Raw genomic sequence first — 20,784 nt, 5'->3', positions numbered from 1 at the left:
CATGGACCGTTTTGCACGCATCGGCGTGGTGGGCGCGGGCTCCTGGGGCACGGCGCTCGCCAATGCGGCGGCACGCGCCGGCCGCGACGTGGTGCTCTGGAGCCGGGATGCCGCCCAGGCGGCTGACATGGCGGCGACGGGCGAGAATCCGCGCGGCCTGCCGGGTGTGAAGCTGGAAGCCGGCGTTCGGCCCAGCGCCGACCTGTCCGACCTTTCGGAATGCGACGCGCTGCTTCTGGTGGTGCCGGCCCAGGCGTGCCGGGAGGTTGCGTTCGCGCTGGCGGAGGTGGTGCCCGAGGGCACGCCGCTGGTCTCGTGCGCCAAAGGCATCGAGCGCGGCACCGGCGCGTTCGTGACCGACGTGATCACGGCCGCGGCGCCGAGCCTTTTGCCGGCTGTCCTGTCCGGCCCCAGCTTCGCGGCCGACGTGGCGAAGGGGCTGCCCACCGCGGTGACCCTTGCCGCGAGCAACCTGTCCCTCGCCCGGGATCTCGCGACGGCGCTCGGCTCCGGCACCTTCCGGCTCTACCATTCCGCTGATGTGCGTGGGGTGGAGATCGGCGGCGCGGCGAAGAATGTGCTGGCCATCGCCGCCGGCATCGTCGCGGGGCGCCGGCTCGGGGCCAGCGCGGGCGCGGCGCTGACCGCTCGCGGCTTTGCGGAGCTTCTGCGCTTCGGTGCCGCCTTCGGCGCACGGCCCGAGACGCTGACCGGCCTCTCCGGCCTCGGCGACCTCATCCTCACCGCCTCGGGCCCGCAATCGCGCAACTTCGCCCTCGGCCTTGCTTTGGGTGAGGGCAGAGCGGCGGGCGGCAAGCTGGCGGAAGGGGCCTATACGGCGAGCGTGCTGGTGGAGATGGCCGCCGCCCACGGCATCGACATGCCCATCTGCTCGGCGGTGGATGCGGTGCTCACCAACCGGCTCACCATTGCGGATGCCATCGAGGCCCTGATGGCCCGGCCGCAAAGGTCGGAGACGGCGGAAGGGTAGGGGAACAGGGCGCTCTTGTCCTGGACAAGCGAGCGCGTAGCGCGAGTGCAGATCCGGGACCCAGCGCAAGACTCCGGCGAAGCCGGCATGAGCGACCAGCGTGGAAGCGCCATCGCCGCGTAGCGGCGCCGGCGGGGTGAAGCGCCTTCGGCGGTTCTTTGCGCTGGATCCCGGATCTGCGCTCAAGCTTCGCTTTCGCTTGTCCAGGACAAAGCGGAAGCACATGTGTCCGCAGCAGGCTCGTTTGGGAATGGGTGAAATCCTCCCTTCTCTTGCCGCAAAGCTGAGGCTGGCTGCGGCCGTTCTTTGAGGAATACAGCCATGCTGACGCGGCGCTCGATTCTTGCTGGCGGTCTTGCCACGGCCCTCCTGGGGCGCGGCGCCTTTGCGCAACAGCCGGCGAACGATCCCCTCCAGGCGCTCATCGACGAAGAATGCGCCCGCGCACGGGCGCAGCAGAATGCCAAGCTGGCTTTGGTCCTGGGCATGGTGGGGCCGCAGGGCAAAGGGCGGCTGCTGTTTGCCGGCAGCGACGGCCTCACCAACCCCATGGGCCAGCCCCTCGCGCTCGACGCCAGGACGCCGTTCGAGATCGGCTCCATCTCGAAGGTCTTCACCTCGGCTTTGCACTACCGCACGCACGGGCCCTTCCAGGGCACGCTCGGCTCCTGGCTCGGCAACAGCGCGACCTTGTCTTCCGGCGTGGCGGCTCTGACGCTGGAGAACCTCGCCACCTACCGGCCCGGTTTGCCCCAGGACAATCAGGGCGGGGCCTACCCGCCCGGCACACTGATGAATTTCAAGAGCCTGTTCGGCTATCTCTCCAGCTACCAGCCGCCGTCCGCCCAAGGCACCTGCTATGTCTATTCCAACCTCGGCTGGTCGCTCCTCGCCATGGCGGGCACCGGCATTGCGGGCGCGACGGCGGAGGGCTTCGCCAATCGCTATAATCGCAAGCTGAAGGATTTCTGCGCCACCTTCGGCGCGCCGGATACCGCCTGGTTCCGGCCCGACATGAAGCCGCGACTGCCCCTGGGCTACACCAAGCCCTGGCGGCCTTTGCCGCCCGGCACGCCCTATCGCCCCGTGAGCCCCACTGGCGTCGGCTCCGGCGGCATCATCTCCACCGGCGCGGACATGCTGGCCTATCTCCGGCTGAACATGGGGCTTCTGGAGGGTGGGCTTTCCGACCCGGCGCTCGCCTACCAGCAAGGCGCGGGTATCCAGACACCCGCGTGCAAAGGCCAGGGCGCGCCGCACACGTCTTACGGCTGGTTTCGCGCCAGCATGCAGACGCCGGGCGGACCCGTGACCGTGCTGAACAAGAATGGCGGCGTTGCGGGCTTCACCTCCTGGATGGGCTTTTCCGCCTGGCAGGGCACGGGCAAGCCGTCGCCTTACGGCCTCTTCGTGCTGGCCAACGGCCCCGTGGCAACGCCCACCGGCCTCAGGGCGATGAAGCAGCTTCTGGGCGTGTGAGCCTCACCCGCCCGCAAGGCGCGGCCAGAGGAACCGGAAGAGCAGCACGGCGGCGATGATCCAGACGGCGACCACCGCGATCATCCCCGCTTTGCTCACGGGCCGCCCCTCTCGCTCCGCCGCCGCGGTGCGGAACTCCGCCATCAGCGGCGCCGGGATCAGCCGCACCGTCAGAAGGATGCCGAGGGGCACGATCAGCAGATCGTCCAGATAGCCCAGCACCGGCACGAAATCCGGGATGAGGTCGATGGGCGAGAGCGCATAGGCGGCGACGGACGCCGCTGCCACCTTGGCGAGGAGCGGGGTCCTCCTGTCGCGCGCGGCGATCCACAGCGCGATCACGTCCCGCTTGATACGGCGCGCCCAGTCCTTGGCGGCGGTGAGCCACGCGCTCATGGCCCATCTCCGCCCCAAGGCCGCATCAGCTTTGCGACGCCAGCGCCGCCTTGATGAGCGCCTGCGCGTCCTCGCTCGCCCATTCGGCAGGGCCGGCAAGGAAGCCGATCTCGCAGCCATTGCCGTCCACCAGCAGCGTAGTCGGCAGACCGAAGCCGCGGCCGGCGGCGCGCAAGGCGGAGAAGGTCTTGGTGCCGGGGTCGGCATAGAAGGAAAGGGACTTCACGCCGATCTCGTTGAGGAACGCCTTGGGCTTCTCCGCATCGCGGGTGTCGAGATTGATGGCCACCACCTGGAACCTGTCCCCGCCCAGGGTCTGCTCCAGCGTGTCCAGCGCCGGCATCTCCTTGCGGCAGGGCACGCACCAGGTGGCCCAGAGGTTCACCAGCAGCAGCCGGCCCTTGAAATCGGCAAGGCTCATGGGGGTGCCGGCGGCATCTGCAAAGCTCAGCGGCGGCAGGCGGCGCGGCTCGGTGGCAAGCGAGAAGGCGGCAATCTCGCCCTTGGCGAGGCCCTTCAGGCGCGCGGCCGCTTCCACCGCCGGCGCGCAGGCCGGATCCTTCACGGGCGCGGCGGCCGGCTGCGCCTCATTCTGCGCCACTTGCGGCGCTGGCGCATTGCGGGAGCCGCCCTCCATCACGTATAGGGCGAGCGCCCCGGCCAGGGCGCCGGCCACCACCGCCGCGCCGAGCACGGCGATCATGCGCCCGCGTCCGGTCTGTTGTGCGGGGGGCGGGGTCGGGGCGTCGGGTTCGGTCATCAAGGAGGTCCGTCATGAGCAACAAGATGTGGGGCGGGCGGTTCTCCACGGGCCCGGATGCCATCATGGAGGAGATCAACGCCTCCATCGGCTTCGACCAGCGTCTTTACGCCCAGGACATCGCCGGCTCCAAGGCCCATGCGGCCATGCTGGCCGCCCAGGGCATCGTCGCGGCGAAGGATGTCCAGAAGATCCAGAAGGGTCTAGACACGATCCTGTCAGAGATCGAGGCGGGCACGTTCACCTTCCGGCGCGACCTCGAAGACATCCATATGAATGTGGAGCAGCGCCTCGCCGACATGATCGGCCCGAGCGCCGGGCGGCTCCATACCGCCCGCTCGCGCAACGACCAGGTGGCCACGGACTTCCGCCTCTATGTGCGCGACACCATCGACGCCCTGGACGCCCAGATCGCGGACCTGATGAGCGCGCTCTGCGAGAAGGCACTGGCCCATGCCGCGACCGTGATGCCCGGCTTCACCCATCTCCAGACCGCCCAGCCCGTGACATTCGGCCACCATCTCATGGCCTATGTGGAGATGCTGGGGCGTGACCGTAGCCGGCTGAGCGATGCCCGCGCCCGGCTGAACGAATCGCCCCTCGGCTCGGCGGCGCTGGCCGGCACCTCCTTCCCCATCGACCGGGACGCCACCGCCAAGGCGCTCGGCTTCGACCGGCCCACCGCCAATTCGCTCGACGCCGTCTCCGACCGCGACTTCGTGCTGGAGACCCTGGCGGCCGCGTCCATCTGCGCCATCCACCTCTCGCGCTTCGCGGAAGAGGTGGTGATCTGGACCTCGCCCTCCTTCGCGCTCATCAAGCTGTCGGACAAGTTCACCACCGGCTCGTCCATCATGCCGCAGAAACGCAATCCCGACGCCGCCGAGCTGGCGCGCGGCAAGGCGGGGCGCATCGTCGGCGCCCTCACCGGCCTGCTGGTGGTGATGAAGGGCCTGCCGCTCGCTTATGCCAAGGACATGCAGGAGGACAAGGAAGGGGCGTTCGACGCCTTCTCGGCCCTCTCTCTGGTGATCGCCGCCTGCGCCGGAATGGTGCGGGACCTGGAGCCGGACGCCGCCCGCATGCGCGCCGCCGCCGGCCAGGGCTATTCCACCGCCACCGATCTTGCGGACTGGCTGGTGCGCTCGCTGGGCATCCCGTTCCGCGAGGCGCATCATGTGACGGGGCGCATCGTCGCCATCGCCTCTGAAAAGGGCGTGCCGCTCCACCGCCTCACGCTGGAAGAGATGCAGAGCGCGGACAAGCGCATCACGCAGGACGTGTTCTCCGTGCTCTCGGTCACGAAATCCGTGGCGAGCCGGACCTCTTATGGCGGCACCGCGCCGGTGCGCGTGCGCGCCCAGGCCCGGCGCTGGCTGAAGAAGCTCCAGCCGAAGGCCCGCTGACCCGGAAGGCCGCTTCAGATGGCCGCACCTCGCTTCGACGACGCCTTCCGCACCCGCCTGCACGATCTGCTCGTCTGGCGGCGGGACGTGCGGCTGTTCCGGCGGGACCCGCTGCCGGACGGTATGCTGGAGCGGCTGGTGGAGGCCGCGTGCCTCGCCCCCTCCGTGGGGCTGAGCCAGCCCTGGCGGTTTGTCGTCGTCGAGGACGCAGCCCGGCGTCAGGCGGTGCGCGCCTGCTTCGAGGCGTGCAATGCCGAAGCGCTGGCGCGGCAGGCGCCGGAGCGGGCCGCCTCCTATGCCCGGCTGAAGCTCGCCGGGCTGGACGATGCGCCCTGCCACCTCGCCGTGTTCGTGGACCGGCAGACCCGGCAGGGCCACGGCCTCGGCCGGCTCACCATGCCGGAGACCATCGACTATTCCGCCGTCATGGCGGTGCATACCATGTGGCTTGCCGCGCGGGCGGAGGGCATCGGCCTCGGCTGGGTGTCCATCCTCGACCCTGAAGAGGTGACGCGCGCCTTGGACGTGCCGGCGGACTGGCGCTTCATCGGCTATTTCTGCCTCGGCTATCCCCAGGCGGAGGCGGAGACGCCGGCGCTGGAGCAGCTGGGCTGGGAGCGGCGGCGGGCGGCTCTTTCCACCATCGTGCGGCGGTGACGCCCGCCATTCCCTCGCGCTCGCAACCCGGAAGAAGCCCGGAGATGACAGCCCGTTAGGGACGCCGCCACCCAAGGGCTCGCCTTTGCCGCCGCCGCCGCTATAGTGGCGGCGAATTCGCCTGGAACTGCCGCACCGTGTCTTTCCGCCCCCTCCTTCTGTCGTGCGCCGTCGCCCTCGCTCTGGCGGGCTGCGGCGTGAAGGGTCCGCTCGAGCTGCCGCCGAACGCCAATGGGACGCAGCCGCCGCAGGCCAGCACCCCGCCGGGCCCCGCGCCCAGCACCATGGCGCAGGATTCGCGGCAGGCGAGCGAGCAGGCGTGGGGCGCCAATCCGGTCGATACCGGCGGCATCAACCCGCCTGACATGCCGGGCAATTCGGTCTCGCGGCCCGCACCGGCCGCCACCACCACGACCCAGAAGTCCTTCTTCCTCGACTTCCTGCTCTGAGGGCAGGCACCTCCCATGCATCATTTTGCTCATCGCGACGGCCGGCTTCATGCCGAGGACGTCGATCTGACGGCCCTCGCCCGCAGCGTCGGCACGCCGTTCTATTGCTATTCCACCGCCACCCTCGAGCGCCATTACCGGGTCTTCACGGAGGCCTTCGCCGGGCGCGACGTGACGCTCTGCTATGCGCTCAAGGCCAATTCCAACCAGTCGGTGATCGGCACCCTCGCCCGGCTCGGCGCAGGCGCGGACATCGTCTCGGGCGGCGAATTGAAGCGGGCGCTGGCGGCCGGCGTGCCGCCGAAGCGCATCGTCTTTTCCGGCGTCGGCAAGACGCGCCAGGAAATGGCGGATGCGCTCGATGCCGGCATCCTCTGCTTCAACGTGGAGAGCGAGCCCGAGCTTGAGGCGCTCTCCGAGGTGGCGAGCAGCATGGGCGCCCGCGCGCCCGTCTCCATCCGCGTCAATCCCGACGTGGACGCCAAGACCCACGCCAAGATCTCCACGGGGAAGTCCGAAACCAAGTTCGGCATCCCCATCTCCCGCGCCCGCGCCGTCTATGATCAGGCCGCGCGCCTGCCGGGCATCGCCATTTCCGGCGTGGACATGCATATCGGCAGCCAGATCACCGACATGGCGCCGTTCGAGAACGCGACCCTGCTCCTGGCCGGTCTCGCGCGCGATCTCCTGGCCGCAGGCCACAAGCTGCACCACATGGATCTCGGCGGCGGCCTCGGCGTGCCCTATGCCGCCTCCGACCCGGTGCCGCCCGCGCCCACCGCCTATGCCGAAGTGATCACCCGCGCGCTCGGCGACCTGAAGCTGCCGCTGGTCTTCGAGATGGGGCGGATGATCGTCGCCAATGCCGGCATCCTCGTCACCCGCGTGCTCTATCTGAAGCGGGGCGAGAACCGCACCTTCGTGATCGTGGATGCGGCCATGAACGACCTCATCCGGCCGACCCTCTACGAGGCCCATCACGACATCGTGCCCGTGACGGAGACGGCCGCTGCCGGGGAGGTTTCGACCGTGGACGTGGTGGGCCCGGTCTGCGAGACCGGCGACTATCTCGCCCTCGGCCGCGCCATGCCGCTGCCGGAGCCGGGCGATCTCCTCGCGGTGATGACCGCGGGCGCTTATGGCGCGGTGCAGGCCAGCACCTACAATACGCGGGCTTTGGTGCCCGAGGTGCTGGTAAACGGCGGTGACTGGGCTCTGGTGCGCCCCCGCGTCACGGCCGAGGCCTTGATTGCGCTGGACAAAACAGCTCCCTGGCTGGGCTGACAGGTATCGGGGAAGAGCAGGAACCCACTGCTCCCCATCGGGTTGATCCGCAAAGGAGTTACCCGATGGACAGCTCGACACCCGCGCGAGAGCGCATGCACACCGGCAGCGAAGCCCGGCGGGAAACCTCTGCCGCGCCCCCCGATCACATCCATTTGCTGGAAATGATGGAGCGCGAGGAGGGCCGCCACGCCTCGGTCGCGGACCAGCCCTCCTGGCAGCTCTGGGGCATGATGGTCGGCTTCATGGCCGCCGGCGCCGCCATCCTCGCCATCCTGTCGGTCTCCGCCGCCTGAACGGTGGCAGGCACTAGGACGAATCGACATTCACTCTTGGAGACTATGGCACCAAGTGCCGTCATGCCCGGGCTTGTCCCGGGCATCCACGTCTCTCCTTTAAGCCCGCACCCGGCGGAGCCCAGTGGATGGCCGGGACAAGCCCGGCCATGACGGCAGCAATGGCGGTGAACCTGCTTCTTTCTGAATGCCGATTGGCTTCGGCTTCGTCCCGATCTGGCACATCGCCGCTTCCGCAAGCGAACCCGCCGGGAACAGGCCGTGTCCGAATCGAACATCGCCCGCCGGTCACGTTCTGTTCACGCTCATGGCCGGGCGTCCCAAAACGGGACAGCGCCACCCTCCACCTGGAACTTCACGCGAACATCCCGTGTCCGAATCGGCAGCCGGCGTAAGGTCCTGTTCCGTTCCCGGCCGGCGCGTCATGACCCTTGCTCCTTGGCCTCGGCCATGGCCTTATCGCCGCGCCGGATGCTCCATGCCGGCGCCTGCGGGAGACGGCCCATGCCGGTGAGCGGACCCAGCCTGTTCGTCCTCGTTCTTCTCGCACTGGCCATTGCCATCGTCTTTGCCGGGGTGAAGACAGTGCCGCAGGGCTATGAATTCACCGTCGAGCGGTTCCGGCGCTATACGCGCACGCTCAAGCCCGGCCTCAACCTGATCCTCCCCTTCATCGACCGCATCGGCAACAAGGTGAACGTCATGGAGCAGGTCCATGACGTGCCGACCCAGGAGGTCATCACCAAGGACAATGCCACCGTCGCGGTGGACGGGGTGGTGTTCCATCAGGTGTTCGATGCGGCCAAGGCCAGCTACGAGGTCTCGCGGCTCGAAGTCTCCATCCTCGCCCTGACCACCACCAATATCCGCACCGTCATGGGGTCCATGGACCTCGACCAGCTCCTGTCCCATCGCGACGAGATCAATGAGCGCCTGCTGCGGGTGGTGGATGCGGCGGTCTCGCCCTGGGGCGTGAAGATCAACCGCATCGAGATCAAGGACATCGTGCCGCCGGCAGACCTCGTCGCCGCCATGGCGCGGCAGATGAAGGCGGAGCGCGAGAAACGCGCCATCGTGCTGGAGGCGGAGGGCCTGCGTCAGGCGCAGATCCTGAAGTCTGAAGGGCAGAAGCAGGCCCAGATCCTGGAAGCCGAAGGGCGCCGCGAGGCGGCCTATCGCGACGCGGAGGCCCGCGAGCGCCTGGGCGAAGCCGACGCGAAAGCCACCGCCATCCTCTCCAGCGCCGTGTCGGGCGGGGATCCGGCGGCGCTCAATTATTATATCGCCGAGAAATACGTGAAGGCGTTCGAGCGCCTCGCTTCCGCGCCCAACCAGAAGGTGGTGCTGATGCCCTATGAGGCGACGGCGCTGCTCTCCACCCTCGGCGGCATCGGCGAGCTGGCCCGCGAGGCCTTCGGCGGTGCGGCGGCGCAGGCGCCCCGGCGCGCCTCGGCGCCGACCGGACCAGCCGTTTCCCGCCCGCCGGAGGCGTGACCATGAATGTGGCCTGGTTCGCGCTGAGCCCCTGGGGCTGGTTCGTGCTGGGGGGCATCCTTCTGGTGCTGGAGATCTTCATTCCCGGCGCCTCCCTGGTCTGGCTCGGCATCGCCGGCTTCATCACGGGCCTCATCGGCTTCGCCATTACGCTGCCCTGGCAGGCGCAGATCTTCATCTTCGCCGTGCTCGCGGTGCTGGCGGTGATCGTGGGGCGGCGGCTGTCCCCCGCACAGGGCGAGGCCAGCGACCGGCCCTTCCTCAACCGCCGGGCGGACGCGCTCGCCGGCCGGATCCTCTTCCTGGAAATCCCGATCCATGGCGGTGTCGGCGCGGTGCGGGTGGACGACACGCTCTGGCGCGTCGAAGGCCCGGACCTTCCCGCCGGAGAGCGCGTGAAGGTGGTGCGCGCCGAAGGCGCCGTCCTGATCGTCGAGCCCGCCGACCAGGGGACCCCGACCGCATGACCACCCCCGCCCGGGAACAGCCGGCCTCCCTCGACGCCTTCCCCTTTCGCCACAGCATATCGACCCGCTGGGCGGACATGGACATCTACGGCCACGTGAACAACGTGGTCTTCTATTCCTTCTTCGATACGGCGGTGGCCGCCTATCTGATGGGAAGCGGCGTGCTCGATCCCTGGAAAAGCCCGGTCATCGGCCTCGTGGTGGAGACGCGCTGCGTCTATTTCCGGGAGGTCAACGTGCCGGAGCCGGTCATAGCCGGGGTGAAGGTGGGGCGGCTCGGCAGCAGCTCGGTGCGCTACGAGATCGGCATCTTCCAGGGCGAGGACACGGCCGCCTGCGCCCAGGGGCATTTCGTCCATGTCTATGTGGATCGGCAGACGCGACGCCCCGTGCCGCTGCCGGAGGAGATGAGGGCGGCGCTGGGGAAGCTTGTGGTGTGAGCACGGTAGCTCCCTCTCCCGCTTGCGGGGGAGGGGGCGGATCAAGCAAAGCGACGCTGGTAATTGCGGGCATTCACCCTTCCCCCTCCCTAACCCTCCCCCGCAAGCGGGAGAGGGAATGGCAAAGGGGGCTGCCCCCTCAAGGCCCCAGCAGATCAATCAAAGGCGGGATCAGCGGCTCATCCGCCGGCGGCATGTCCAGCTCGCGCAGCTTGCCGGCGCGCACCCATTTCAACGCCGTATGCTCCAGCGCCTGGACCCGGCCATCCCAGCGCCGGCAGATCCAGAGCGGCATGAGCAAATGGAAGCTGTCATAGGCATAGCTGGCGAAGGTGAGGGGGGCGAGACACGCCTCCTTCACATCGATGCCCAGCTCTTCCTTCAGCTCGCGGATGAGGGTCTCCTCGGGCCGCTCGCCCGGCTCCATCTTGCCCCCGGGAAACTCCCAGAGGCCCGCCATGGCCTTGCCCTCGGGGCGCTGGGCCACCAGGACGCGCCCGTCCGCATCGACGAGCGCACAGGCCACGACCAGGGTGATCTTCACGAACGGTAGTCGCCGTTGATGGCGACATATTCCTTGGTGAGATCGCAGGTGAGCACCCGGTCCGCGCCCTGGCCGAGGCCGAGGTCCACGGTGAGGTCGATCACGTCGTTCTTCATGTATTCCGAGACCGTGGCCTCGTCATAGGTCGGGTCGCGCATGCCCTCAGCGGCGACGCGGATGTCGCCGAAGGAGATGGCGAGGCGGTCGCGGTCGGCGGGCTCGCCCGCCTTGCCCACGGCCATCACCACGCGGCCCCAATTGGCGTCCTCGCCGGCCACCGCCGTCTTCACCAGCGGCGAATTGGCGATGGACATGGCGATGCGCCGCGCCGACTTGCGCGAGACCGCGCCGGTCACATGCACGCGCACCAGCTTGCGGGCGCCCTCGCCGTCGCGGGCCACCTGCTCTGCAAGGTCCGCCAGCACCTTCTGGAGCGCCTTGCGGAAGGTGCGCACGCGCGGATCGTCATAGGACTTGATGGCCGCGACCCCGCGCGCCTTGGCGGCGCCGGTGGCGAACAGGAGGAGCGTGTCGGAGGTGGAGGTGTCGCCGTCGATGGTCACGGCATTGAACGTGTCCCGCACGCCCTTCGACAGCATCTTCTGGAGCACGTCGGCGGCGATGGGCGCGTCAGTGAAGACGAAGGAGAGCATGGTCGCCATGTCGGGGGCGATCATGCCGGCGCCCTTGGCCATGCCGGCAATGGTCACGTCCACCCCGTCCAGCGCCACGGTCACGGTGGCGAGCTTGGGGAAGGTGTCCGTGGTCATGATCGCCCGCGCGGCGTCGATCCAGGGACCCGGCGCGAGACGGTCGGAAGTGGCCTGGAGCACGCCGCCGAACTTGGTGGCGTCCAGGGGCTCGCCGATGACCCCGGTGGAGGCGAGCAGGATTTCAGACGGCTTGCAGCCGAGCGCGCGGGAGGCGATCTCGGCGGTGAGCTCGGTCGCCTCACGGCCCTTGATGCCCGTGAAGGCATTGGCATTTCCGGAATTGACCACGAGGCCCCGCGCCTTGCCCTTCTTGAGCACGGAGCGGCACCATTCCACGGCCGCCGAGGGACAGAGCGAGCGGGTGGTCACGCCGGCCACCGTGGTGCCGGATGTGAAGGCCGCGAGCAGGACGTCGGTGCGGTCCTTGTAGCGGATGCCGGCGGCGGCGGTGGCGAAAGTCACGCCGGGAACCGGCGGCACCTGGACCTCGACCTTGGGCGCGAGGGGGGATACGGACGCAGACATAGGCCCACCTTTGGCGTCGCCGGGGAGTCGGCGGGGTTGGATGTGCCGCAGGTCGCGGCAAGAGGCAAGGGGCGGGCATGGACGCCCGCGAAAACAAAAGGCCGCCCGAAGGCGGCCTTTCACCCGAAGGAGCGCGAAGCTCAGTTCTTGGGCGCAGCCGGGGCTGCGGGGGTCGCAGGCGCAGCGGCACCGGCCGGAGCAGCCGGAGCAGACGCAGCGGCGGTCTTCTCCACCTTGGCGTCGGCACGCAGCTTGGTCACGAGGTCGGTCTGCGCCTTGCGCACCAGATACTGGTCGATCTGGTCGGAGACCTGGTCATAGGTCGGCACGGGCTTCGTGCGCTTGTCCTCGACCTTGATGACGTGCCAGCCGAACTGGCTCTTCACAGGGTCGGACACCTGGCCCTTGTCCAGCTTGAACGCCGCTTCGGCGAATTCCGGGACCATCTGGTCCTTGGTGAAATAGCCGAGATCGCCGCCGTCCTCGGCGCTGTCCTTGGAATTTTCCTTGGCGAGCTTGGCGAAGTCCTCACCGGCCTTGGCCTTGGCGGCGATCTCCTTCGCCTTGGCCTCGTCATCCACCAGGATGTGCCGGGCGTGGACCTCGGTCTCCGGCTTGTTGGACGCGACGAACTCCTCATAGGTCTTGCGCTTGGCGTCCTCGGTGACCGCCTTCTTCGCCTCGGAGTTCATCAGCGCCTCCATGAGCGCCTTGGTGCGGGCATAGGCGATGCGCTGCTGGAAATCGGGGGTCTGGTCCAGCTTCTGCGCCGCCGCCGCCTGGGCGAGGAGCGTCATGTCGGTAAGGAAGGAAAGGACATAGTCCTTGCGCTGGTCGCCCTGCACCTGCGGCAGGCCGGGACCGATATCTTCTTCCGCGATGACCACTTCGCTGGCGCGGATGGGGGTGCCGTTCACGGTGGCGACCACCGGATCGGCATCGGACTTGGTGGCGGTCTGGCCGGCGGCCGTGGCAGCGGGCGCCGCCTGGGCGGGTGCTGCGGGCTTGGCCGGAGCGGGAGCCTGGGCCTGCGCCACGCCAAGGGCGAGCGCCGAAAGAGCGGCCGCCAGCACGGCGGTTTGGGCGGAACGCGTCATGTGCGGTTGTCCTTCGTCTGACCTCAGGGGCGCCCCCGCAGGGCCCTCCCGGCGGCGCGCACCCTCGCTCAGCTTCAAGAACCATGCAAGGGGACTGCACGCTGCTTTTACCGCCTCGACTCTCGCCATGACCCTATGGCAAGGACGGGGTGGCAAAGGGGCATTCCTGCGGCGGAGCGGAGCCCGTGTGAGAAATCCGCACGAGCGGCCTTCCGCTTCCGCGCGTGAAGCTGTATAAGGCGCGCCTCCAATCCAGAAAGATGGTTTCGCTGGCCCGCGCGAACCGACGCTGCGGGCGGGGCTGAACACAACGTTTGCCGGAGTTTTGGACATGGCTGTCCCGAAGAGAAAAACCTCGCCGTCCCGTCGCGGCATGCGCCGCTCGGCTGACGCGCTGAAGCAGCCCACCTATGTCGAGGACAAGGATTCCGGCGAGCTTCGCCGTCCGCACCACCTCGACCCGAAGACCGGCATGTATCGCGGCCGGCAGATCCTGAAGCCCAAGGCCGAAGCCTGAGGCTTTGAAGGCGCCCGTTCAAGCGGGCGCCGGCCGGGGTGCGACATGGCTGCGCAGGGCGCAACCTATTGATTGTACTGCCGCCTCGGCCTTTCTTCCGCATCAAGAGCGGTGACTTTTCCGCGTGGATGTGCGACCCATCGGTGACTGCTTCGGCCGGGCAACGGCCCGGGCCGCCGAGGAGGACGCATGCTCACGCCCATCCCGCTGCTGATCGTTCCCCTCGCCATCTACAACATCATCGTCTTCCTCACCCCCGGCGTGGAGTGGGGCGCCTCCATCGCGTCCATCGCGATGATGTCGGGCGCCACATGGCCGATCACGGTGGGCGACGCATTCCTCGCCTTCTGCCTGTTCATCCTCCTGTTCGAGGTGCTCAAGGCGACCCGCATCTCCTCGCGATCGATCATCGATCACATCCTGTCCATCCTGGTGTTCGTGCTGGCTTTGGTTGAATTCCTCCTGGTGCCTCAGGCGGGCACGTCGGAATTCGCGTTGCTGGTGGCCATCATGCTCCTGGACGTGATCACCGGCTTCTCGGTCTCCGTCCGCGTCGCCCAGCGGGATGTCGCGTTAACTCCCCCCAATGGGTGACATACCGCGCCGTCCCGGCGTGCTAGTGTTGGTATCCTGATCTTCTGGAATTGATCGTGAACGTGCCACCCCCCCGCGAGGCGCAGCCGGCGCACGCTTCCACCATACCGGAAGGCGACGCCTATTCCTTCGCGGGCATGTCCACGCGCGGCCAGCTCATGGACGCCTTGGCCGATATGATGGGGCCTCACGGCGCGCCGGGCGGCTGGTGTCTGCTTCTTGTGGGCATCGACCATCTCGGCCGCATGAACGACAGCTTCGGCTTCGAGGTGGCGGACCAGGTGGTCGCCGAGATTGCCCGGCGTGTCAGCGTGCGGACCGGGACGCCGGACATCATCGCGCGCTTCTCGGGCAGCAAGTTCGCCATTCTCGCGCCCTGCCCGGACGCGCCGGGACATGCGGAAATGCTGGCCGGGCAGATCGGCTGCGCCATCCGCAGCACTCCGGTCGAGACCTCGGCGGGGCCCATGCCGGTGAACGTCACCATAGGCGGCGTCCTCGCGCCGCCGCGCGGCACGCAATCGGAGGTGATTGCGAACGTCCAGGAGGCGTATGACCTGGCCAAGCGCCACGGGCGCGGCTCCTTCCACCTCTTTGAGCGCGATCCCGCGCTTGAGCAGCGGCGGCGGACAAACCAGAAGACCGCCGAGGAAATCGTCAGGGCCATCTGGGAGGGGCGCGTCTCGCTCGCGCTGCAGCCGGTGGTGGACATGCGCAGCCGCCTGCCGGTCTTCCACGAGGCGCTCGCCCGCATCTCCCCGGTGCCGGGCGCCAGCCTGAAGGATGCCGGCCAGATCGTCGAAGCGGCCGAGCGGCTCGGGCTGATGGGCCTGCTCGACCGGCACATCCTCGTGCTCGCGACCCAAGCGCTGCATCGCGATGCGGACCTTCGCCTCTCGGTGAACGTCTCCCCTTCCTCCATCGCCGATCGGGAATGGCTGCATCTTTTCGCCGGCGAAGTGACGTCGGAGATCGGGCCGCGCCTCATCCTCGAAATGACGGAATCGGCGGCAGTGCACGATCTCGCCATGGTGCGTGCCTTCGTGTCGGAAGCGCGGGCGCGGGGCGCTCGGGTCGCGATCGACGATTTCGGTGCGGGCTCCACCTCGTTCCGCAACCTGCGCAGCCTCGGGGTGGACATGGTGAAGATCGACGGCAGCTTCGTCGTGAACATGCGCACATCGGCAGACGACCGGGCCTTCGTCCGGGCCCTGATCCAGCTCGCACGCCAGCTCGGCCTCACGACGGTGGCGGAATGGGTGCTGGATGAGCCCACCGCCCAGGAGCTCGCCGAAGCCGGCTGCGATTATATCCAGGGTGAGCTGACCGGGCTGGCGACGCCCTATGAGATGCCGGGTGAAGCCCGAAAGGGCGCAGGCCAGCCAACGCCTTGCCCGGGCTCGCCCCAGGCCTCTCCTGCATGATGCAGCCCTCGCGCGTCTGAGATGGCCGGATCACGTCCGGCCACGACGCGAGGGAAGCAGGAAGCCGCCTAACTACTCCGAGCCTTCCGGCTTGGAGGCCAGCTTTTCCAGCTTCTGCTGCATGTCCGCCATCTGGCGCTTCAGCACTTCCAGGTCGTCGGCAGGCCGCTGCTCCGGCGCGACGGGCGTGGCACCCGCGACGCCTTCCTCACCCTTGTTGAAGGGCAGGAAAATATTGAAGGCGCGCTCGAACATTTCCATGTTGCGCCGCACATGCTCATCGAACCCGCCGAAGGGTGTTCCCGTCAGCGTTTTCGCCACATGGTCGCGCATCTTCTCCTGCTCTTTGGTGAAGCTGTCGATGGACATTTCCAAGTAACGCGGAACCATCATCTGCATGCTGTCGCCATAGAAGCGGATGATCTGCCGCAGGAAGGCGATGGGCAGAAGATTCTGGCCCTTGTTCTCCTGCTCGAAGATGATCTGCGTCAGCACGGAATGAGTGATGTCGTCGCCATTCTTCGCGTCATAGACGACGAAATCCTCGCCTTCCTTGACCATGTTGGCGAGATCTTCGAGCGTGACGTAAGTGCTGGTGCCGGTGTTGTAGAGCCGGCGGTTGGCGTACTTCTTGATGGTGACTGGCTCTTGGGTCTTGGCCATTTCGCGCATCCGTTTCCTCGTTCCACTTAGAAGGGTACGGCGTTTCCCGCGGCGCGGCTACTGTTTTTGTGCGCAGCATGACAAGTCATTGTGCGCAGCATAATACGTTCTCACGCCTCGCTTTCTTGCCCTCGGCTGCGCTCCCGCATTGACATTGGCCGCCATTGACACGACATCGCACGGCAACGGACGATGCGCTGCACGGGGCATGGCATGTCGGACCGGTTTCGCCCGCAAAGGCCCCTCGCCTGCAGGAGATCAGCATGAGTGACGACGTCGTCATCGTCGGGGCCGCGCGCACCCCGGTGGGTTCGTTCAACGGAGCCCTCGGCTCCCTTCCTGCGCATGAGCTCGGCGCCATCGCCATCAAGGCCGCTTTGGAGCGCGCGGGCGTGAGCTCGGAAAAGGTGACCGAGGTGATTCTCGGCCAGGTGCTGACCGCCGCCCAGGGCCAGAACCCCGCCCGCCAGGCCTCCATCGCCGCCGGCGTGCCCATCGAGAGCCCCGCCTGGGAAGTGAACATGGTGTGCGGCTCGGGCCTGCGCTCGGTGGCGCTGGGCGCCCAGGCGATCCTGACCGGCGACAGCGACATCGTGGTGGCCGGCGGCCAGGAATCCATGAGCATGTCCACCCATGCCGCGCACCTGCGCAACGGCACCCGCATGGGCTCGCTGGACCTCACGGACACCATGATCAAGGACGGCCTGTGGGATGCCTTCAACGGCTACCACATGGGCAACACCGCCGAGAACGTGGCGACCAAGTATCAGATTACCCGCGCCGACCAGGACCAGTTCGCGGTCGGCTCGCAGAACAAGGCCGAAGCCGCCCAGAAGGCCGGCAAGTTCAAGGAAGAGATCGTCCCCGTCACCATCTCCACCCGCAAGGGCGACGTGGTGGTGGACACGGACGAGTATCCCCGCCACGGCGCGACCATCGACGCCATGGCGAAGCTGAAGCCGGCCTTCGTGAAGGACGGCACGGTGACCGCCGCCAACGCCTCCGGCATCAATGACGGCGCCGCCGCCGTGGTGCTCATGAGCGCGAGCCGCGCCGCCGCCGAAGGCAAGAAGCCCCTCGCCCGCATCGTCTCCTGGGCGCAGGCCGGTGTGGACCCCGCCGTCATGGGCACGGGCCCCATCCCTGCCTCCAAGGCAGCGCTGGCGAAGGCCGGCTGGACCATCGACGACCTCGACCTCATCGAGGCCAACGAGGCCTTCGCCGCCCAGGCCATCGCGGTGAACAAGGAACTGGGCTGGGACACCTCGAAGGTGAACGTGAACGGCGGCGCTATCGCCATCGGCCACCCCATCGGCGCCTCGGGCACCCGCATCCTGGTGACCCTGCTGCACGAGATGGAGAAGCGCGACGCCAAGAAGGGCCTCGCCACCCTGTGCATCGGCGGCGGCATGGGCATCGCCATGTGTGTCGAGCGCGACTGACGCTTAAGGACTACGCCTTATGAAGGCCGGTTCCGCCCCCTTATCGGGGAACGGGACCGGCCTTTTGTGTTTTCATACGTTTGTTTCGCGACAGGACGACGCGGAAGAAAGGTGTCGAACACGTGCGTGACGTTGCGTAGAAGCAAAGTGGTCGGCACTGCTTCGGGTTCAAATAACCAAAGCAAACTCAGAGGGAGAGAAACATGGCGCGTACCGCTCTCGTGACAGGCGGAACCCGTGGCATCGGCGAGGCCATCTCCATCGCGCTGAAGGGCGCCGGCTACAACGTGGCCGCCAACTATGCCGGCAACGATGCGGCCGCCGCCGCCTTCAAGGAGAAGACCGGCATCCCCGTCTTCAAATGGGACGTGTCCGACTTCGAGGCGTGCAAGGCCGGCGTCGCCCAGGTGGAAGCCGGCCTCGGCCCGGTGGACGTGCTGGTGAACAATGCCGGCATCACCCGCGACGCCACCCTGCACCGCATGACGCTGGAGCAGTGGAACGCGGTCATCAACACCAACCTGAACAGCGCCTTCAACATGTGCCGGCAGGTGATCGAGGGCATGAGGGCGCGCAAGTTCGGCCGCATCGTCTGCATCTCGTCCATCAACGGACAGAAGGGCCAGTTCGGCCAGACCAATTATTCCGCCGCCAAGGCCGGCGAGATCGGCTTCGTGAAGGCGCTTGCGCAGGAGAGCGCGGCGCTGGGCATCACGGTCAACGCCATCGCCCCCGGCTATATAGCCACCGAAATGGTGCGCGCGGTGCCCGAGGACGTGCTGAAGAAGATCATCTCCACCATCCCGGTGGGCCGGCTCGGCGAGCCGGAGGACATCGCCCGCTGCGTGCTGTTCCTGGCGGGCGAGGATGCCGGCTTCATCACCGGCTCCACCCTCACCGCCAATGGTGCGCAGTACATCACCTGATTGAAGGCAGAAGAGCTGCCGTCATGGCCGGGCTTGTCCCGGCCATCCACGGGGCTCCGCCAGGTGTGCACTCAAAGAAGAGGCGTGGATGCCCGGGACAAGCCCGGGCATGACGAGGCGTTGGGGAGGGGAATGACCGAACGGCTCTCGTCCGGCACCGCGACGCGCATCGGCCTCATCGCCATCGCCCTCTGGTCCACCCTCGCCCTGGCCACCGCCGCCACGGGCGCGGTGCCACCGTTCCTGCTCACAGCCCTCACCTTCTTCATCGGCGGGCTCGTCGGCCTCATCGCAGCCCTGCGCGGTCCCGGCCTCCGCGTGCTGCGCCAGCCGCTCTCCGCTTGGCTGCACGGTGTCGGCGGGCTGTTCGGCTACCACTTCCTCTATTTCACCGCGCTCAAGCTCGCCCCGCCGGCCGAAGCCGGGCTCATCAACTATCTCTGGCCGCTGCTCATCGTGCTGCTCTCGGCACTGCTGCCCGGTGGCGGGCTCCGGCCGGCGCATATCCTCGGTGCGCTGCTGGGGCTCGCCGGCGTCGTGACGCTGCTGGTGGGCAAGGGCCTCACGGGCTTCAGCCCGGCCTACCTGCCCGGCTATCTCGCGGCCTTCGCCGGAGCCTTCATCTGGTCCACCTATTCGGTGGCCTCGCGCCGCTTCGGCCGGGTGCCCACGGAGGCGGTGGCGGGCTTTTGCCTGGGCACGGCGCTCCTCGCCTTCCTCTGCCACCTCGCCTTGGAGCCTGCCATCTGGCCCTCGGGCGGGCGGGAATGGTTCGCCGTCATCGCGCTCGGTATCGGCCCGGTGGGCGCCGCCTTCTATGCCTGGGACATCGGCATGAAGCGCGGCGACGTGCGCTTTCTCGGCGTCGCTTCCTATGCGGCGCCGGTGCTCTCCACCCTGCTCCTGGTGCTCGCCGGCTATGCGGAGGCCAATTGGTCGCTGGGCGCGGCCTGCGCCCTCATCGTCGGGGGCGCGGCCCTTGCCGCCAGGGCAGGGCGTCATTGACTTGTCAGAGTGCGGTTGAGGCTTTAGCACTCCGCGCCAATCATGATGCCCGCTGAAGAGCGGGTCACACAGGAAAGTCCCATGGCCACCCACAAGCTCCTCCTTCTTCCCGGCGACGGCATCGGCCCTGAGGTCATGGCGCAGGTGAAGCGCATCGTCGCCTGGCTGGAGGCGGAGGGCCTCGGCTCCTTCGCGCTGGAAGAGGACCTGGTGGGCGGCTGCGCCTATGACGCCCACGGGGTCGCCATCTCCGAAGGCGCCATGGAGAAGGCCAAGGAAGCCGACGCCATCCTGCTCGGCGCCGTGGGTGGTCCCAAGTGGGCCAACGTGCCGTACGAGGCGCGCCCGGAAGCCGGCCTGCTGCGCCTGCGCAAGGACCTCGCTTTGTTCGCGAACCTGCGCCCGGCCTTGTGCTACCCGGCGCTGGCGGACGCCTCCTCGCTGAAGCGCGAGATGGTGGAAGGCCTCGACATCCTGATCGTGCGCGAGCTCACCGGCGGCGTCTATTTCGGCGAGCCGAAGACCATCCTCGACCTCGGCAATGGCCAGAAGCGCGCCATCGACACCCAGGTCTACGACACCTACGAGATCGACCGCATCGGCCGCGTGGCATTCGAGCTGGCCCGCACCCGCCGCAACAAGGTGACCTCCTCCGAGAAGCACAATGTGATGCGCTCCGGCGTGCTCTGGAAGGACGTCATCACCGCCCTGCACGCCAAGGACTACAAGGACGTGGAGCTGGAGCACCAGCTGGCGGATTCGCTCGCCATGCAGCTCGTGCGCTGGCCCAAGCAGTTCGACGTGATCGTCACGGACAATCTGTTCGGCGACATCCTCTCCGACATCGCCGCCATGCTCACGGGCTCGCTGGGCATGCTGCCGTCCGCCTCGCTGGGCGCGGTGGACGCGAAGACCGGCCGCCGCGCGGCGCTCTATGAGCCTGTGCACGGCTCGGCGCCCGACATTGCCGGGCGCGGTATCGCCAACCCCATCGCCATGATCGGCTCACTCGCCATGGCGCTGCGCTATTCCTTCGGCATGGGTTCTGTGGCCGACCGCATCGAGGCCGCCATCGCCGCCGTGCTCGCCTCCGGCAAGCGCACCAGCGACATCCGCACCACCGGCTCCACGGTGATCGGCACCGAGGACATGGGCGACGCCATCATCGCCGAACTGGGCGCTGTCCAGGCGTGATGCTCCGACGGCTGGGACCCG

23 protein-coding genes are annotated in these 20,784 nt (G+C 68.0%); 17 read left to right on the top strand and 6 right to left on the bottom strand.

Annotated elements, in window-relative coordinates:
• Window position 1 precedes the first annotated feature (1 nt).
• Complete coding sequence (locus ABLE91_RS10450; RefSeq protein WP_348930751.1) at window positions 2–991, top strand: NAD(P)H-dependent glycerol-3-phosphate dehydrogenase; 990 nt, start codon at window positions 2–4, stop codon at window positions 989–991.
• Between the two features lie 321 nt (window positions 992–1,312).
• Window positions 1,313–2,470: a serine hydrolase domain-containing protein gene (locus ABLE91_RS10445; protein WP_348930750.1), complete on the top strand. Its 1,158-nt coding sequence runs from the start codon at window positions 1,313–1,315 to the stop codon at window positions 2,468–2,470.
• A gap of 3 nt (window positions 2,471–2,473) precedes the next feature.
• On the opposite strand, the gene ABLE91_RS10440 is transcribed toward ABLE91_RS10445, so the two are convergent.
• Window positions 2,474–2,866, bottom strand: a complete 393-nt coding sequence (locus tag ABLE91_RS10440) for a YkvA family protein (RefSeq protein WP_348930749.1) — start codon at window positions 2,864–2,866, stop codon at window positions 2,474–2,476.
• A gap of 25 nt (window positions 2,867–2,891) precedes the next feature.
• Window positions 2,892–3,626 (bottom strand): thiol:disulfide interchange protein TlpA, encoded by a 735-nt coding sequence (tlpA, locus tag ABLE91_RS10435; protein WP_348930748.1) that lies wholly within the window; start codon window positions 3,624–3,626, stop codon window positions 2,892–2,894.
• A gap of 14 nt (window positions 3,627–3,640) precedes the next feature.
• On the opposite strand from tlpA, the gene argH reads away from it, so the two are divergent.
• The 8 genes from argH to ABLE91_RS10395 all read left to right on the top strand — a co-directional run bounded on the left by argH (window position 3,641) and on the right by ABLE91_RS10395 (window position 10,119).
• Complete coding sequence (gene argH / locus ABLE91_RS10430; RefSeq protein ID WP_348930747.1) at window positions 3,641–5,032, top strand: argininosuccinate lyase; 1,392 nt, start codon at window positions 3,641–3,643, stop codon at window positions 5,030–5,032.
• Between the two features lie 18 nt (window positions 5,033–5,050).
• Window positions 5,051–5,689: a 5,6-dimethylbenzimidazole synthase gene (bluB, locus tag ABLE91_RS10425; protein WP_348930746.1), complete on the top strand. Its 639-nt coding sequence runs from the start codon at window positions 5,051–5,053 to the stop codon at window positions 5,687–5,689.
• A gap of 137 nt (window positions 5,690–5,826) precedes the next feature.
• Window positions 5,827–6,138, top strand: coding sequence for an LPS translocon maturation chaperone LptM (lptM, locus tag ABLE91_RS10420; RefSeq protein ID WP_348930745.1), 312 nt, complete (start codon window positions 5,827–5,829; stop codon window positions 6,136–6,138).
• A 15-nt stretch (window positions 6,139–6,153) separates the two neighbouring features.
• A complete protein-coding gene (gene lysA / locus ABLE91_RS10415) occupies window positions 6,154–7,422 on the top strand; it encodes a diaminopimelate decarboxylase (RefSeq protein ID WP_348930744.1) in 1,269 nt (422 codons plus the stop codon).
• 65 nt (window positions 7,423–7,487) lie between these two features.
• Window positions 7,488–7,718 carry a hypothetical protein gene (locus ABLE91_RS10410; RefSeq protein ID WP_348930743.1) on the top strand — a complete coding sequence of 77 codons (231 nt, stop codon included), beginning with the start codon at window positions 7,488–7,490 and terminating at the stop codon, window positions 7,716–7,718.
• 510 nt (window positions 7,719–8,228) lie between these two features.
• Window positions 8,229–9,212 carry an SPFH domain-containing protein gene (locus tag ABLE91_RS10405; protein ID WP_348931199.1) on the top strand — a complete coding sequence of 328 codons (984 nt, stop codon included), beginning with the start codon at window positions 8,229–8,231 and terminating at the stop codon, window positions 9,210–9,212.
• 2 nt (window positions 9,213–9,214) lie between these two features.
• On the top strand, window positions 9,215–9,679 hold the full coding sequence (locus ABLE91_RS10400) for an NfeD family protein (RefSeq protein WP_348930742.1): 465 nt from the start codon (window positions 9,215–9,217) through the stop codon (window positions 9,677–9,679).
• A complete protein-coding gene (locus tag ABLE91_RS10395; protein WP_348930741.1) occupies window positions 9,676–10,119 on the top strand; it encodes an acyl-CoA thioesterase in 444 nt (147 codons plus the stop codon). The genes ABLE91_RS10400 and ABLE91_RS10395 overlap by 4 nt, the downstream gene beginning before the upstream one ends.
• A gap of 139 nt (window positions 10,120–10,258) precedes the next feature.
• Here the strand turns inward: ABLE91_RS10395 and ABLE91_RS10390 are convergent, their stop codons facing one another.
• From ABLE91_RS10390 to ABLE91_RS10380, 3 genes are all read right to left on the bottom strand, one after another.
• Window positions 10,259–10,663, bottom strand: a complete 405-nt coding sequence (locus ABLE91_RS10390) for a (deoxy)nucleoside triphosphate pyrophosphohydrolase (protein WP_348930740.1) — start codon at window positions 10,661–10,663, stop codon at window positions 10,259–10,261.
• Entirely contained in the window at window positions 10,660–11,901 is a 1,242-nt protein-coding gene (gene argJ, locus ABLE91_RS10385; RefSeq protein WP_348930739.1) for a bifunctional glutamate N-acetyltransferase/amino-acid acetyltransferase ArgJ, read from the bottom strand. Before argJ ends, ABLE91_RS10390 begins: the two co-directional genes overlap by 4 nt.
• A gap of 140 nt (window positions 11,902–12,041) precedes the next feature.
• Complete coding sequence (locus ABLE91_RS10380; protein ID WP_348930738.1) at window positions 12,042–12,998, bottom strand: peptidylprolyl isomerase; 957 nt, start codon at window positions 12,996–12,998, stop codon at window positions 12,042–12,044.
• 331 nt (window positions 12,999–13,329) lie between these two features.
• On the opposite strand from ABLE91_RS10380, the gene rpmF reads away from it, so the two are divergent.
• The 3 genes from rpmF (at window position 13,330) to ABLE91_RS10365 (ending at window position 15,533) form a co-directional block, all read left to right on the top strand.
• Window positions 13,330–13,515 carry a 50S ribosomal protein L32 gene (gene rpmF, locus ABLE91_RS10375; RefSeq protein ID WP_348844083.1) on the top strand — a complete coding sequence of 62 codons (186 nt, stop codon included), beginning with the start codon at window positions 13,330–13,332 and terminating at the stop codon, window positions 13,513–13,515.
• Between the two features lie 189 nt (window positions 13,516–13,704).
• A complete protein-coding gene (locus ABLE91_RS10370; RefSeq protein WP_348930737.1) occupies window positions 13,705–14,109 on the top strand; it encodes a hypothetical protein in 405 nt (134 codons plus the stop codon).
• 56 nt (window positions 14,110–14,165) lie between these two features.
• The gene (locus ABLE91_RS10365) at window positions 14,166–15,533 is read left to right on the top strand and encodes an EAL domain-containing protein (protein WP_348930736.1); all 1,368 of its coding nucleotides are present in this window, start codon (window positions 14,166–14,168) and stop codon (window positions 15,531–15,533) included.
• A 72-nt stretch (window positions 15,534–15,605) separates the two neighbouring features.
• Here the strand turns inward: ABLE91_RS10365 and phaR are convergent, their stop codons facing one another.
• Entirely contained in the window at window positions 15,606–16,196 is a 591-nt protein-coding gene (gene phaR, locus ABLE91_RS10360) for a polyhydroxyalkanoate synthesis repressor PhaR (protein WP_348930735.1), read from the bottom strand.
• A gap of 263 nt (window positions 16,197–16,459) precedes the next feature.
• Between phaR and ABLE91_RS10355 the strand changes: the two genes are divergently transcribed.
• The 4 genes from ABLE91_RS10355 (at window position 16,460) to leuB (ending at window position 20,763) form a co-directional block, all read left to right on the top strand.
• Window positions 16,460–17,638 carry an acetyl-CoA C-acetyltransferase gene (locus ABLE91_RS10355; RefSeq protein WP_348930734.1) on the top strand — a complete coding sequence of 393 codons (1,179 nt, stop codon included), beginning with the start codon at window positions 16,460–16,462 and terminating at the stop codon, window positions 17,636–17,638.
• 203 nt (window positions 17,639–17,841) lie between these two features.
• Entirely contained in the window at window positions 17,842–18,564 is a 723-nt protein-coding gene (gene phbB / locus ABLE91_RS10350) for an acetoacetyl-CoA reductase (RefSeq protein ID WP_348930733.1), read from the top strand.
• Window positions 18,565–18,696: 132 nt separating this feature from the next.
• Window positions 18,697–19,569 carry an aromatic amino acid exporter YddG gene (gene yddG, locus ABLE91_RS10345; protein ID WP_348930732.1) on the top strand — a complete coding sequence of 291 codons (873 nt, stop codon included), beginning with the start codon at window positions 18,697–18,699 and terminating at the stop codon, window positions 19,567–19,569.
• An 81-nt stretch (window positions 19,570–19,650) separates the two neighbouring features.
• Complete coding sequence (leuB, locus tag ABLE91_RS10340) at window positions 19,651–20,763, top strand: 3-isopropylmalate dehydrogenase (protein WP_348930731.1); 1,113 nt, start codon at window positions 19,651–19,653, stop codon at window positions 20,761–20,763.
• The last annotated feature ends 21 nt before the right edge of the window (window positions 20,764–20,784 follow it).

Source organism: Aquabacter albus, from assembly GCF_040049275.1.
Lineage (GTDB): Bacteria > Pseudomonadota > Alphaproteobacteria > Rhizobiales > Xanthobacteraceae > Aquabacter.
This window is presented reverse-complemented; position numbering and strand designations above follow the sequence as displayed.

Excerpts from the sequence above, each read along its gene's own strand:
- ABLE91_RS10450 (WP_348930751.1), top strand. The coding sequence starts at position 2 with ATGGACCGTTTTGCACGCATCGGCGTGGTGGGCGCGGGCTCCTGGGGC.
- ABLE91_RS10445 (WP_348930750.1), top strand. The coding sequence starts at position 1,313 with ATGCTGACGCGGCGCTCGATTCTTGCTGGCGGTCTTGCCACGGCCCTC.
- ABLE91_RS10440 (WP_348930749.1), bottom strand. The coding sequence starts at position 2,866 with ATGAGCGCGTGGCTCACCGCCGCCAAGGACTGGGCGCGCCGTATCAAG.
- tlpA (WP_348930748.1), bottom strand. The coding sequence starts at position 3,626 with ATGACCGAACCCGACGCCCCGACCCCGCCCCCCGCACAACAGACCGGA.
- argH (WP_348930747.1), top strand. The coding sequence starts at position 3,641 with ATGAGCAACAAGATGTGGGGCGGGCGGTTCTCCACGGGCCCGGATGCC.
- bluB (WP_348930746.1), top strand. The coding sequence starts at position 5,051 with ATGGCCGCACCTCGCTTCGACGACGCCTTCCGCACCCGCCTGCACGAT.
- lysA (WP_348930744.1), top strand. The coding sequence starts at position 6,154 with ATGCATCATTTTGCTCATCGCGACGGCCGGCTTCATGCCGAGGACGTC.
- ABLE91_RS10410 (WP_348930743.1), top strand. The coding sequence starts at position 7,488 with ATGGACAGCTCGACACCCGCGCGAGAGCGCATGCACACCGGCAGCGAA.
- ABLE91_RS10400 (WP_348930742.1), top strand. The coding sequence starts at position 9,215 with ATGAATGTGGCCTGGTTCGCGCTGAGCCCCTGGGGCTGGTTCGTGCTG.
- ABLE91_RS10395 (WP_348930741.1), top strand. The coding sequence starts at position 9,676 with ATGACCACCCCCGCCCGGGAACAGCCGGCCTCCCTCGACGCCTTCCCC.
- argJ (WP_348930739.1), bottom strand. The coding sequence starts at position 11,901 with ATGTCTGCGTCCGTATCCCCCCTCGCGCCCAAGGTCGAGGTCCAGGTG.
- ABLE91_RS10380 (WP_348930738.1), bottom strand. The coding sequence starts at position 12,998 with ATGACGCGTTCCGCCCAAACCGCCGTGCTGGCGGCCGCTCTTTCGGCG.
- rpmF (WP_348844083.1), top strand. The coding sequence starts at position 13,330 with ATGGCTGTCCCGAAGAGAAAAACCTCGCCGTCCCGTCGCGGCATGCGC.
- ABLE91_RS10370 (WP_348930737.1), top strand. The coding sequence starts at position 13,705 with ATGCTCACGCCCATCCCGCTGCTGATCGTTCCCCTCGCCATCTACAAC.
- phaR (WP_348930735.1), bottom strand. The coding sequence starts at position 16,196 with ATGGCCAAGACCCAAGAGCCAGTCACCATCAAGAAGTACGCCAACCGC.
- ABLE91_RS10355 (WP_348930734.1), top strand. The coding sequence starts at position 16,460 with ATGAGTGACGACGTCGTCATCGTCGGGGCCGCGCGCACCCCGGTGGGT.
- phbB (WP_348930733.1), top strand. The coding sequence starts at position 17,842 with ATGGCGCGTACCGCTCTCGTGACAGGCGGAACCCGTGGCATCGGCGAG.
- yddG (WP_348930732.1), top strand. The coding sequence starts at position 18,697 with ATGACCGAACGGCTCTCGTCCGGCACCGCGACGCGCATCGGCCTCATC.
- leuB (WP_348930731.1), top strand. The coding sequence starts at position 19,651 with ATGGCCACCCACAAGCTCCTCCTTCTTCCCGGCGACGGCATCGGCCCT.